This is a genomic window from Candidatus Neomicrothrix sp., from assembly GCF_035329545.1.
GTDB classification, from domain to species: Bacteria; Actinomycetota; Acidimicrobiia; order Acidimicrobiales; family Microtrichaceae; genus Microthrix; species Microthrix subdominans.
The window spans coordinates 24,713-37,574 of the sequence record NZ_DAOLGP010000029.1; the positions used below are offsets into that span (position 1 = coordinate 24,713).

At 69.4% G+C, this 12,862-nt stretch carries 12 protein-coding genes; 11 read left to right on the forward strand and 1 reads right to left on the reverse strand.

Annotated elements, in window-relative coordinates; all coding sequences use genetic code 11:
- The first annotated feature begins 33 nt into the window (after positions 1-33).
- From prcB to lepB, 7 genes are all read left to right on the forward strand, one after another.
- Complete coding sequence (prcB, locus tag PKD89_RS14530) at positions 34-819, forward strand: proteasome subunit beta (protein ID WP_287378057.1); 786 nt, start codon at positions 34-36, stop codon at positions 817-819.
- Positions 820-885: 66 nt separating this feature from the next.
- Positions 886-1,752: a proteasome subunit alpha gene (prcA, locus tag PKD89_RS14535; RefSeq protein WP_287378060.1), complete on the forward strand. Its 867-nt coding sequence runs from the start codon at positions 886-888 to the stop codon at positions 1,750-1,752.
- Positions 1,753-1,795: 43 nt separating this feature from the next.
- Positions 1,796-3,154, forward strand: a complete 1,359-nt coding sequence (pafA, locus tag PKD89_RS14540) for a Pup--protein ligase (RefSeq protein ID WP_287378062.1) — start codon at positions 1,796-1,798, stop codon at positions 3,152-3,154.
- 67 nt (positions 3,155-3,221) lie between these two features.
- Positions 3,222-4,277 (forward strand): DUF3866 family protein, encoded by a 1,056-nt coding sequence (locus PKD89_RS14545; RefSeq protein ID WP_287378064.1) that lies wholly within the window; start codon positions 3,222-3,224, stop codon positions 4,275-4,277.
- 41 nt (positions 4,278-4,318) lie between these two features.
- Positions 4,319-5,263: a WYL domain-containing protein gene (locus tag PKD89_RS14550; protein WP_287378066.1), complete on the forward strand. Its 945-nt coding sequence runs from the start codon at positions 4,319-4,321 to the stop codon at positions 5,261-5,263.
- Entirely contained in the window at positions 5,260-6,228 is a 969-nt protein-coding gene (locus tag PKD89_RS14555) for a WYL domain-containing protein (protein ID WP_287378069.1), read from the forward strand. Before PKD89_RS14550 ends, PKD89_RS14555 begins: the two co-directional genes overlap by 4 nt.
- Complete coding sequence (gene lepB, locus PKD89_RS14560) at positions 6,225-6,995, forward strand: signal peptidase I (protein WP_287378071.1); 771 nt, start codon at positions 6,225-6,227, stop codon at positions 6,993-6,995. Before PKD89_RS14555 ends, lepB begins: the two co-directional genes overlap by 4 nt.
- A gap of 3 nt (positions 6,996-6,998) precedes the next feature.
- Here the strand turns inward: lepB and PKD89_RS14565 are convergent, their stop codons facing one another.
- Entirely contained in the window at positions 6,999-7,700 is a 702-nt protein-coding gene (locus PKD89_RS14565) for a hypothetical protein (protein WP_287378073.1), read from the reverse strand.
- A 107-nt stretch (positions 7,701-7,807) separates the two neighbouring features.
- Here PKD89_RS14565 and PKD89_RS14570 point away from each other — a divergent pair, with 107 nt between their 5' ends.
- From PKD89_RS14570 to PKD89_RS14585, 4 genes are read left to right on the forward strand one after another with little or no spacing between them, the layout of a single operon-like run.
- On the forward strand, positions 7,808-8,572 hold the full coding sequence (locus tag PKD89_RS14570; protein WP_289012102.1) for a Sec-independent protein translocase subunit TatA/TatB: 765 nt from the start codon (positions 7,808-7,810) through the stop codon (positions 8,570-8,572).
- Positions 8,569-9,339 (forward strand): twin-arginine translocase subunit TatC, encoded by a 771-nt coding sequence (tatC, locus tag PKD89_RS14575; protein WP_287378078.1) that lies wholly within the window; start codon positions 8,569-8,571, stop codon positions 9,337-9,339. Before PKD89_RS14570 ends, tatC begins: the two co-directional genes overlap by 4 nt.
- Positions 9,336-12,110: a DEAD/DEAH box helicase gene (locus tag PKD89_RS14580; protein ID WP_287378080.1), complete on the forward strand. Its 2,775-nt coding sequence runs from the start codon at positions 9,336-9,338 to the stop codon at positions 12,108-12,110. Before tatC ends, PKD89_RS14580 begins: the two co-directional genes overlap by 4 nt.
- Positions 12,107-12,811: a hypothetical protein gene (locus PKD89_RS14585; protein WP_287391874.1), complete on the forward strand. Its 705-nt coding sequence runs from the start codon at positions 12,107-12,109 to the stop codon at positions 12,809-12,811. Before PKD89_RS14580 ends, PKD89_RS14585 begins: the two co-directional genes overlap by 4 nt.
- Positions 12,812-12,862: the final 51 nt, after the last annotated feature.

Consider the following 12,862-nt stretch of genomic DNA (forward strand, 5'->3'; position numbering starts at 1 on the left):
GGCGTCGGGTCCTCGCCGCTACGCTGACTGGCGATGAACCTCCCCACCTTCTCGCCGGGTGACGACCCAGGCCCCGACTTTGCCCGACTGGTGCGCAACAGCGGCCTGAGCGCACCCGTCCCCTCGGGCGACGCCACCCTTGCCGTCCCGCACGGTACGACGTGTCTGGCGGTCCGCTTCGCAGACGGCGTGATCATGGCCGGTGATCGTCGGGCCACCTCGGGCAACCTGATCAGCCACCGCAACATCGAGAAGGTCTTCCCCGGCGACCGCTACAGCGGCGTCGCCATCGCCGGTGCGGCAGGTCCGGCCGTGCAGATGGTCCGGCTGTTCCAGCTGCAACTCGAGCACTACGAGAAGGTGGAAGGCGATCACCTGTCACTGGAGGGCAAGGCCAACCAGCTGAGCCAGATGGTGGCCCAGCACCTGCCGATGGCCATGCAGGGCCTGGCGGTCGTACCGATCTTCGCCGGTTACGACCTGAAGCGAGGCGAGGGCCGGCTGTTCCAGTACGACGTGACCGGCGGGCGCTACGAGGAGGCCGATCATACGGCCACCGGGTCGGGCAGCCTGCACGCCGGCACCGTCGTCAAGATGGGATGGAGGCGGGACCTGAGCGAGGCCGCCGCCGTCGACCTCGTGCTCGAAGCGCTCTACCAGGCGGCCGAGGAGGACTCGGCCACCGGGGGCCCCGACCTGTTGCGGGGTATCTACCCGATCGTGGCCACCATCACCGCCCGCGGCTTCGAACGCATCGACGACTCGGGCCTGGCCGAGCGCACCGAGGCACTCATCGAGCGCCTGCGGGAACGGCGCTAGCGCCGCCCGGCGCCGCTGACCCATGTCCCCCGCACCCTCCCTACGTTTGTCTTCGATCGGAGCACCATGACCCAGCCGTTCTACGTCGCCCCCGAGCAGGTGATGAAGGACCGGGCCGATTACGCCCGCAAGGGGATCGCCCGCGGTCGCAGCCTGATCGGCATGTCCTGTGACGAGGCCATCCTGATCTGTGCGGAGAACCCCAGCCGCCTGCTGCGCAAGATCTACGAGATTTACGACCGCATCGCCTTTGCCGGCGTCGGCAAATACAACGAGTTCGACCAGCTCCGCATCGCCGGGGTGCGCAGCGCCGACCTCAAGGGCTACGCCTACAGCCGTGAGGACGTGGACGGGCGGAGCCTGGCCAACGGCTATGCCCAGAGCCTGGGCAACGTCTTCACCCACGAGATGAAGCCGATGGAGGTGGAGATCCTGATCGCCGAGGTGTCGAACGGGCCCGACGATGACCGGCTGTTCCACATCCTCTACGACGGCACACTGATCGACGAGGCCAGCTTCACCGTGTTGGGCGGTGACGCCGAGGCGGTTCGGAACCGGGTGGCCAGCGAGTTCGAAGCCACGCCGAGCTTGGCGGACGGCCTGCGACTGGCCGCTTTGGCCCTGGCCGGGCCCGACCGCAGCCTGTCGGCGGGCGACCTGGAGGTGGCGGTGCTGGACCGCAACGTCGAGCATCGGGCATTTCGCCGGCTGACCGTTGACGAGGTCGCCGAACTGCTCGGCGGTGAGGTGGGCGGGAGCGACCAGTCCGGTTCCGGTAATGGGGCGTCCGACGTCGAGGAGATACCCCTCGCTGCAACGGTCACCACCGATACCGGTGCCACCGACCTGTCGACCGCCGAAACCGACGCATCGGCGGAGGCCGAGAACGACGACGAGAAGGCCCCGGAGGCCGACTCGGACGACGGCACCTGAAGACCGGCTCCAAAAACGGCTGGGCCTGAGTAGCCTGCGGTCGATGCAGCGCCGGATCATGGGGATCGAGACCGAGTACGGCGTGACCTGCACCCTGCGCGGCCAACGACGGCTCAGTCCGGACGAGGTGGCCCGCTACCTGTTCCGGCGGGTGGTCAGCTGGGGCCGCTCCTCCAATGTCTTTCTGGCCAACGGCGCCCGCCTGTACCTCGACGTCGGCTCGCACCCCGAGTACGCCACGCCCGAGTGCGACTCGTTGAACGACCTGATCGCCCATGACAAGGCCGGCGAGCGCATCCTCGAACAGCTCCTGGGTTCGGCCGAACAGCGCCTGCACGACGAGGGCATCCGCGGTGACGTCTATCTGTTCCGCAACAACACCGACTCGGCCGGCAACTCCTACGGCTGCCACGAGAACTACCTGACCAACCGCTCGGAGGACCTGGCCCATTACACCGAGGTGCTCATCCCGTTCCTGGTCAGCCGGCAGATCTATGCCGGTGCTGGCAAGGTGATCACGACCAGTCGGGGATCACACTTCTCGGTGTCCCAGCGGGCCGAGCACATCTGGGAGGGGGTCAGCTCAGCCACCACCCGCAGCCGCCCGATCATCAACACCCGCGATGAGCCGCACGCGGACGCCGAGCGGTTTCGACGCCTTCACGTCATCGTCGGCGACACCAACATGTCGGAATACTCCACCTATTTGAAGGTGGGGGCAACGATGTTGATGTTGCGCATGCTCGAGGACCCGACGGTGGTGCTGCGTGACATGACCCTGGAGAATCCGATCCGGGCGATTCGCGAGATCAGCCACGACCTCACCGGCCGCACCCGGGTGCGTCTGGCCAACGGGCGCGAGGCCTCAGCGCTCGACATCCAAGGGGAGTATCTCAACCGGGCCCTTCGGTACGCCGCCAGCCACGAGCTCAACCCGCAGGAAAAGCAGGCGCTGGCGATGTGGGAGCACGTCATGGTCGGCCTCGAGGACGATCCGATGACGCTCAACACCGAGCTCGACTGGGTGATCAAGTACCAGCTGGTCGAGGCCTACCGGGAGCGCCACGGCCTCGATCCGGGCGACGCCCGGCTGGCCCTGCTCGACCTGCAGTACCACGACATCGACCGCACCCGCTCGGTGTTCTACAAGCTGCAGCGCAGGGGCCTCGTCGAGCGCATGGTCGACGATTACGCCATCGCCGAGGCGGTCGACCTGGCGCCCCAAACCACTCGGGCACGCCTGCGGGGCGAGTTCATCCGACGGGCCAAGGAGCGCAAACGCGACTACACGGTGGATTGGGTCCACCTGAAGTTGAACGACCAGACCCAACGTTCGGTGTTGTGCAAGGACCCGTTCCTCGCCCACGACGAGCGGGTCGAGCACCTGATCGACAGCCTGTAGGCAGGCAGTGTGGGACCGGTGAACCTGTTGTGTCCGAGCGTTCAGCTGATCGAGGCGGGAGTATAGGTTGCCGACGTTTCGCACCGGCCTGGTGACCGCCATGATCGCCGAGCGCCCCGGGCTCCAGCGAGTGTGGGTTCGCCTCGGCGAACACGAGGCCCAGTCCGAGAGCGATCCGGGACACGTCGAAGAGGCCCGGGCCTACGTCCTCACCGAACTCACCGGTCCGGTGGACCTGGGGGACGAGGTGGTGTGCAACACGACAGCCGTCGAGCTCGGACTGGGCACGGGCGGCTGGCACTTCGTGCACTGGAACCTGTCACGTCGCTCGTTGTCCCAGCCCGGTCCCGACCATGTGATGAAGCTGCGCTACACCAGCCTGCAGGTCGATGTCGGTACCGACGAGTTGGTGCATCCAGCCGCGGCCGACCGTCCGCTGGGCGGGGTGCCGGTGGTCGCCTGCTCGCTGCACAGCCAGATGGCGGTCGTCGCCGCGACGATCGCGCGCCTGCGGCCCCAGGCGCGCATCGCCTACGTCATGACCGACGGAGCCGCGCTGCCGCTGGTGATGTCGGACCTGGTCGTCGAGCTGGTCGACGCCGGCGTGCTGTGCGGCACGGTCAGCGCCGGCCACGCCTTCGGCGGTGACCTGGAGGCGGTGTCGGTGGCGTCGGCGCTCGGCCTGGCCCGTCACGTGTTCGACGCCGATGCGATCGTCGTGTCAATGGGGCCGGGCGTGGTCGGCACCGGCACGTCGCTGGGCACCACCTCGGTGGAGGTCGCCCATGTGCTGGACCTGGCCCGCAAGCTGGGCGGCACCCCGGTGCTGGCGGTGCGGGCCTCCGACGGCGACGCTCGTGGACGCCATCAGGGGGTCAGCCACCACACGGCGACCGCTGCCCGGTTGTGCTCGGCTCGACCGATGGTGGCGCCGGTCCCCCCCGAGGCGGCGACGCTCTCCGGCGTGGAATCACGAGCGGTGGGAGAGGTGCCCGACCCGGCCGAGACACTGGACGGCCTGGGGCTGCGGGTGACGACGATGGGACGGGGCCCCGACGCCGACCCGCTGTTCTTTCAGGCGGCGGCGGCAGCGGCAGCGGTGGTCGCCGAGCTGCTCGGCTGACGGTCGGCTGGGCGTGCGCCCTGATCTAGAGTGACACTCCGGTGTCAACGAAGAAGCTCGAACGACAGCTCAACCTGATCGCTGCACTGATCGACAGCCCGCGCCCGCTGCGCGCCGAAGAGATCCATCAGCGGGTGGAGGGCTACCCGGAGGGTGACATCGCCTTCCATCGGGCCTTCGAACGCGACAAGGACGACCTGCGGGCGATGGGCCTGCCCATCCTGATGCAGGATCTGGGCAGCGTCGACCCGCCGGTGGTCGGCTACCGGATGACCGACGCCGATTACGGCATGGACGATCCGGAGCTCGACACCGACGAGCTCGCCGCCCTGCATCTGGCGACATCGATCGTCCGGCTGAAGGGCCTCGATGACGACTCGGGGCTGTGGAAGCTGGGCGGAGCCCTCGGCGAGGGAACCGGCTCGCCCGTCTCGCTGTCGGCCGACGTGCCCACCCCGGCGGCGCTGCTCCCGCTGTTCAGCGCGGTCAGCGAGCGGGCAACCGCGGCGTTCAGCTATCGGGGGACCGAGCGATCGGTCGACCCCGAGCGGCTCGAGTATCGACAGGGGCGCTGGTATCTGGCGGCGTTCGACCGGTCGAAGGGCGAACCCCGGTCGTTTCGGGTCGACCGAATGGGCGACCGGATCGAGCTGGGCACCGCCGGGTCGGCGGAAACTCACGAGTCGGCAGAAGGGGTGAGCCGACGCCAACCCTGGACGTTCGACGACGGGCCCGAGGAGGTCATCTCCCTGGTCGTCGACGCCCTGGTCGCCCCGGTGGTGCGTCTCGAGTTGCCCGATGCCGAGGTCATCGAGGAGCGCGACGGCGGTTCGCTGGTGCTCGGCGTTCGGCTGACCCGATGGGAGCCGTTCCGCAGCTATGTGCTGAGCCATCTCGACCGCGTCGAGATCATCGCGCCCGAGTGGGCACGCAACGATCTGATCGCCTGGGCCGCAGCGGTGGCGGCCCCGAAGGTTCGCCGATGAGTGCCCGCGTCACCGCCGGCGATCGGCTGAGGCGCATCCTGGCCGTTCTGCCGTGGGTGGCGGAGCGGCCAGGTGTCACCGTCGGTGAGGTGACCGAACGCTTCGGCATCGACCGTGACGACCTGCTCGCCGACCTCAACGTCGTGTTCATGGTCGGGGTGTACCCCTATACGCCCGACGCACTGGTCGACGTCTCGATTGACGAGGAGGACCAGATCGAGGTGCGCCTCGGCGAAGCCTTCCGTCGGCCCTTGGCACTGACGCCCGCCCAGAACCTGGCGCTGCTCGCAGCTGGTTCCGCGCTGCTGACCACGCCGGGCACCGACCCGGACGGCCCCCTGGCCCGCGGCCTGGCCAAGTTGGCCCGCACGGTCGGGGCCGACCCCGGACGCAGCCTCAGCGTCGATCTGGGCGATGCAGCGGCCGGTGGGCAACGGGAGCTGCTGGCGTCGGCCTTGGAGGCTGACCACCAGGTGCGGTTGCGCTACTACACGCTTGGTCGGGACCGGGCCGAGGAACGGGTGGTCGATCCCTGGCTGTTGCGCAACCGGGATGGGCACTGGTACCTCTCGGCCTACTGTCACTCGGCTGACGCCCCCCGCACCTTTCGACTCGACAGAATCCTCGACGCCGAGGTGCTCGAGACCGATCGCCGGCATCGACCGCCGGCCGAGTCCGACCTGGCACTCCGCCCCGATGAGGCGGCGCCGCTCGTCGAGCTGCGGGTTGCCGAGGGCTATCGCTGGGTGGCCGAGACGTACCCGGTCGAGTCCGTGGTCGATGAGGCGGACGGGTCGCAACGGATCACCTTGGCCGTGTCAGGGGAGGCCTGGCTCAGCCGGTTGCTGTTGCGGCTGGGTCCCGACGTCGAGGTTCTGGCTGCGCCCCCCGAACTGATCGACGCCGGCGTGCGTGCGGCGACCGCTGTGCTCCAACGCTATGGCGTCATGGATCCGGGGTCGTGACCGCCGACGAGGGTGGACCCGACACCCCGCAGGCGGACCCGTGGGTTGTTCCCGCCCCCCAGCTGGACGACGACGGGCAACCGTTGCGCCGCCGGGCCGCCTACCCATCCAGCCCGTCGGCGTCGCCTGGGTCGGCTGAGGCGCCCGGGTCGGTCTCGGGTCGACCGACGCGGGGCACCGACGAGCCGAAGGTCACGGAGAAGCAGATGGACCAGTCCAGCCCGACCACCGCCCAACGGATCCGCAGCTGGGCGGAGACCATCGCCGTTTTCGCCGTCGGCCTGGTGCTCGCCCTCGTGGTTCGGGCGTTTGTCCTCCAGGCATTCTCGATCCCGTCGGACTCGATGGTCCCCACCCTGGAGCAGGGCGACCGGGTGGTGGTGTGGAAGCCCAGCGATTCGATCGCCGATCTCGACCGGGGCGATGTCATCGTGTTCAAGCGCCCCAACGTGGACGAGTGTCCGTTTGCCTCCGCCGACCCTCAGGACCTGATCAAGCGGGTCATCGGGTTGCCGGGCGAGGAGATCACCAGCCCCGAGGGTGAGGTGCTCGTCGACGGCGAACCCATCGACGAGAGCTATCTGCCCCCGGGCACCCGTACCGACATGGCCGAACCGATCGACGTGCCCGAGGGGCGGGTGCTGATGCTCGGCGACAACCGAGGGGCGTCGAAGGACGGCCGGTGCTTTGGGCCGATCACCGAGGATGCGATCGTGGGTCGGGCGACCACCCGCGTGTGGCCGCCCGGCCGAATCGGCGGGCTGTAGCGCTTAGGGCAGTTTGCCGCGGGCCTCGTCGAGGCGTTCCGGGTTGAGGCTGCTGGCGCTGTCGACGCCCATCTCGACGAACTCCTTGATCATGCGAACGTGCGTTGCGCTGCGACCGACGCACAGTCGATCGAAGCGATGGAACAGTGCGGTCAGGCCGCCGGTCCACTGGCCGAAGGCCATCGCCTGTCCGTCGACGCCGACCGCCCGCAGCTGAGAGGCATGGCGCTCGGGTCCCTTTGCCATGGCGGCGAGCGGAGCCTCGTGGATCAGCATCGGTCGGGTGGGGCCCAGGTCGGCGGCCGCTGCTGCCAGCACCTCGAGGTCGCCGCAGCGGATCCACATCCGCCCGGTCGCCCCGGCGCCGGCGGCGGCAAGTATCACCGCGTCCAGCGTCTCCCGGTCGGCCACCGCGATCGACACCAGCGGGGCCTGATCGGCGTCGATCGCCAATAGATCGGCCAGCGGTGGGGCCTCGCTGTCGGCGGCGGGGATCGCCGAGCGGGACCGCCGACGCCACCCGACGGTGGGGTTTCGGGCAAGCACGACGACATCATCGGCGCTGCGATGTCCGGTCACCTCCCAGCCGTCGGCGCCCAGCCGCCGGGCGAGACGAAACCCGGCCAGCGAGTGATCGGCCTCCCGTTCCGGGGCGCCGCCGTCCGCCAGGTAGCGCACCGGCTCGCCGAGCGTGGGATGAGACATCACCCCATCGTGTTGCACCGGCGCTCGTCCGCGCCACACGAGTGAGTCATGTTCAGCTGCTGGGGCTCCAAGGCGAGGTGCCGAGCGGCCCCTAGACTGGGCGGGTGGTGCAGGCCCCTCTTGATCTCACAACCTCAATGTTCGGCCTGATCGTCGACAACATCGGTGGGTGGGAGATTCTTGCCGTTCTCGTCCTACTCATGGTCGTCGTCGGCCCGGACCGGCTTCCCGAGATGGCGCGCAAGATCGGCCGCGGCATCGCCCAGGCAAGGGCTCAGATGTCGTCGATGTCCGACGAGGTACGCGGTGTGGTCGACGACCCGGCGATGCAACCGCTGCGGGAGATCGGCGAGTTCGCCATGCGGCCGCGCCAGAAGCTCTCAGAGATCGTCCGCATGGCCGAGTTCGATCTGCACGAGGAGGCAGCTCAGGTCAAGGCGCTCTTGGACGCGCCCGTTCAGCCGGAGGCCTCTCCAACGATCGCCGACCTGCCCGAGCCGGGCCTACCCCCGGGCAACGGGCCGCAGTACCCGACCACGATGGACGACAAGCTGGGTGGGCGACGGGTGCCCGTCGATTCCGAGGTGGCCGCCCAGCGTCGACTCGACGCCGGGGTGCCCGACAACGCTGCGTTCACCACACGCGCCGCCCCCCTTGGCGCGGGCGCCCCCGAAGGGGTGCCTGGGAGGGTCGCCGAGCAGGAGGGGCCGCCCACCTCCATGTCGACCCCGGTGGCGTCAACTGCGTTCACCGCTCGAGGGGGGCCGCTCGGGCAGCGAGTTGAGCCCGCTGAGGACGACCAGGCTTCGGCCAACCCATCAGCTCTAGCCGACACCGCCGAACCCGACCGTCCCGACGGACCGACTTCGTGAGCACGGAGACCACCGACGCCCCCGCCAAGGGCGACATGAGCCTGATCGAGCACCTGAAGGAACTGCGCAACCGTCTGTTGCGCGCCGCGGTGGCGATCGTTATCGGCGCCGTGGTCGGCTGGATCTTCTACGAGAAGATCTTCAGCTTTCTGACGGTGCCGTACTGCGACGTGGTCGAAGCGAAGCGTCAAACCTGTGCCCTGACCAGCTTCGACCCGCTCGAACCGTTCGGCTTCCGCGCCCAGGTGGCGGGCTATTCGGGCATCTTCATCGCACTTCCGGTGATCTTTTACCAGCTGTGGCGTTTCATCGCCCCGGGCCTGTACCGCAAGGAGAAGGCGTACGCAGCGACCTTCGTCGCCCTGTCGACAACGCTGTTTGTCTCCGGGGCGGCCGTTGCCTACCTGACCCTGCCCAAGGCGCTTGAATTTCTGTTGACCATCGGCGGCGAGGGCATCGACAACCTCACCAACGTGACGAAGTACACCACGCTGGTGTTGTTCACGATGGCGGCGTTCGGCGTGGGTTTCGAGTTCCCGATCCTGTTGATCGCGCTGCAGTTCGTCGGCGTCGTCCAGCCTTCGACGCTGTCCAAGTGGCGGCGCGAGGCGATCGTCGGCATCACTGCGCTGGCGGCGATCATCACCCCCAGCGTCGACCCGATCTCGATGTTTGCGCTCGCCATCCCGTTGTACGTGTTCTACGAGGCGTCGATCCTCGCCGGGCGTCTGATCGTTCGACGTCGGGAGAAGGCACGTCTGTCGTGAGCGACGCCGGCGACCCGATCGTCCCCGATGAGTTCCAGCTGAGGGCGATCGAGGCGATCGACGACGGCGAGTCGGTCCTGGTGGCGGCTCCGACCGGCGCCGGCAAGACCTTCGTGGCCGAGCACGCCATTGACCGGGCCCTCGCCCAAGGTCGTCGGGCGTTCTACACCACCCCGATCAAGGCGCTGTCCAACCAGAAGTTCCGTGACTTTTCGGCCCGCTGGGGCGCTGGCCGGGTCGGCCTGCTCACCGGCGACAACGCGGTCAACGGCTCGGCCGACCTGATCGTCATGACCACCGAAGTGCTGCGCAACATGATTTACGTGACCAGCCCAAACCTGGCGGGTCTGGGCGTGGTCGTCATGGACGAGGTGCACTACCTGGCCGACCCCCAGCGGGGGCCGACCTGGGAGGAGGTGATCATCCACGCGCCGGCGGGCGCCCAGTTGGTGGGGCTGTCGGCCACGGTGTCCAACTCCGAACAGCTCGGCGAGTGGATTCGGGCATTGCGGGGGCCCACTCGCACGGTGATCGAGCACGAGCGCCCGGTGGAGTTGCGCCCGCTGTACCTGGTCGCCGACCGCAGCGCCCCGGAGGACCACCTTCTGCCGCTGCTCGTCGACGGCCGCCCCAACCCGGAGGGCCACCGCTTCGATGCGGCCCCCAACACCGGTCACCGGGGACCTGGTGGGCAGCGACGCCGGCGGGGGCGTTTTGCCATGCCGCGCAAGGTGGAGACGGTTGAGCGCCTCGATGCCGAGGGCCTGCTGCCGGCGATCTGGTTCATCTTCAGCCGCAACGGCTGCGACGAGGCGATGGCCGCCTGTCGCGACGCCGGGGTCCGCCTGACCAGTCAGGAGGACCGGGCGCTCATCCGTACGATCGCCGAGACCCACACCGCGTCGTTAAGCGCAGCCGACCTGAAGGTGCTGCGCTACGACCGCTGGGTGGCGGCGCTGGAGGCCGGAGTGGCCGCCCACCATGCCGGGATGGTGCCCGCCTTCAAGGAGGCGGTCGAGGAGGCCTTCACCCTGGGGCTGATCAAGGTGGTGTTCGCCACCGAGACGCTGGCCCTCGGCATCAACATGCCCGCCCGCACCGTGGTGATCGACAAGCTGACCAAGTACACCGGCGACGGGCACGACTTTTTGACCCCGGCCCAGTTCACCCAGCTCACCGGCCGGGCGGGCCGTCGGGGCATCGACGAGCTGGGCTTCGCCGTCGTCGCCTGGTCGCCGTTCGTCACCTTCGACCAGGCGGCTGCGCTGGCGGGCAGCCGCGAGTACCCGCTCAACTCGGCCTTTCACCCCACCTACAACATGGTGGTCAACCTGGTGGCCCGCTACCAGCGGGACGAGGCGTTGGGCGTGCTTCAGCGGAGCTTCGCCCAGTTTCAGGCCGACGCCGACCTGGTGCGGCTGCGGGCACGGCTCGATCGGCTCGAGGAGCGCATCGCCGGGGCGGAGCAGCGGGCGACCTGCGAGCTCGGCGACGTCGTCGAGTACGCAGCGATCACGGCGGCCGAGCGCGCAGCCACGCCGGCGAGGCCGGGGGCGGTGCGTCGCCCCGACGGCGACACCGACCTCGTGGTGAGCGAGGCGGTGGGCGACCTGGTCCCCGGCGAGGTGATCGAGCATCCTGTTGGCGGGGAGCCGGTGGTCGTGTTGTCCGTCGCCCACCGCTCCCGCAACCGGGTGCGCCTCCGCGTCTCCGACGTCGGCGGAAAGCCGGAACGGCTGACCCACATGGATTTCATCGGCGAACCGGTCGTGGTGGGTCGGGTGGACCTGCCGGTGCCGTACCGGCCGGAGACCGACCGTTTCGCCGAGGAGGCGGGGCTCGCACTCCGCCGTCGCAACCCCCGCCGTCGCTCGTCCAAGAAGCAGCGCCTGGGGCTGGGCGACGAGGGCGGCACCACACACGAAGGCCGCTCCGCTATGCCTTCGAGCACGGCACCCCCCTCGCCCCCCTCGCTGGCTTCGGCCGTTCCGGATCGCCCCCGTGCAGAGGAGCATCCGGTGGCGGGCTGTCCGCACGCCGAGGACCACCTGGCGGGGCTGGAGGAGGCAACCACCCTGAAGCGGGACGCCGAGGCGCTGCGACGCCGCATCGCCGGCCGAAACACCGCGCTCGAGCAGGGCCTGATCGCCCGGTTGGCGGTGCTCGAAGCCCGTGGCTACCTGGAGGGCTGGCAGCTCACACAGCGCGGGCGGCGGCTGGCCCGGCTGTATCACGAGGCCGACCTGGTGATCACCCATGCGATGGAGACCGGGTTGTTCGACGGGTTGGATGCCCCCGAGCTGGCCGGGCTGATCTCAACCTTCACCTACGAGCACCGCAGCTCCGAACCGCCACCCGAGCCGAGGTTTCCCAACTCGACCCTGCGCCGTCGCTTCTCCCAGATCGAGCGGGCGGCCCGGCAGGTCAACGAGGCCGAGGAGGCGGCGGGGCTGCCGCTCAGCCGTTCGCCCGATCCGGGTATGGTCGAGGTCGCCTATTCCTGGGTGGCCGGCGCCGGCCTGTCCGACGTGGTCGGCGAGGACCTGTCCGGCGGTGACTTCGTGCGCTGGATTCGTCAGCTGATCGACCTGACCCGCCAGATCGCCGACGTGACCGATCGCCATGCGCTGGCAGCCACCGCCCGGACGGCGGTGGATGGTCTCCACCGAGGGGTGGTGTCGACGATGACCGACCTGGAGTTCGACGACGACCCCGTCGTCGACGATGACGATGACGCCCCCGATTCGGCGGGGGAGCGGCCTCGCCGGTGACGATCGCCAAGGGACAACCGTGGGGGCGGCAGGGCCCGCTCGAGGCGGCTGGACCGGTGGCCGCCACCGACGCCGAGCTGGCCCGGGTCGTCGCAGCAGCGGTGTTGGCCGGCGACGTGCCGGAACCGACCGGGCTGATCGGCGGCGACCTGTTCTCCACCCTGGGCGGGAAACCGTCGGGGCGGCGGCCGACCGATGAGGACGCCTGGCGGTATCCGCTCGACGCGCTGGTGGTGCGCTCGACCACCGACGGTGTCTCGAGCGAGCCTGCGGTGGCGGTGGCCCACGTCGTTGCGTTCCGCGCGCCCGAGGCCGGCCGACCGAGCGACCGATTGGTCGGCGCCTTGCGAGGCCGTCGCCACTCGCCGAAGCTGCGACGGGCACCCTGGTTCGTCGACGAGACGCTGATCATCGCCAATGCCGCCTTCGTCGGCGACTGGAACATCGCGCCGCGAGGGCATCCCAACGACGGCCGACTCGAGGTGACCCAGGGGCGCCTCGGTGCCCGCGATCGCCGCCAGCTCCCCGGTCGGCTGGCCGCCGGAACGCACCTGCCCCATCCCGGCCTGACGACCTCCAGGCCGAAGGCGCTCGACGCCGGCATGGGGCCGTGGCGCCTCTATGTCGACGGGGTCGACACCGGCATGGTCGACGACTTCGGCGTCGAACTGATCCCCGACGCCTTCACGGCGGTCATGTAGCGGCAGGGGCCCGTCGGACCCCAGGTTCGATCGTGGGCGGCCTGGCCTACA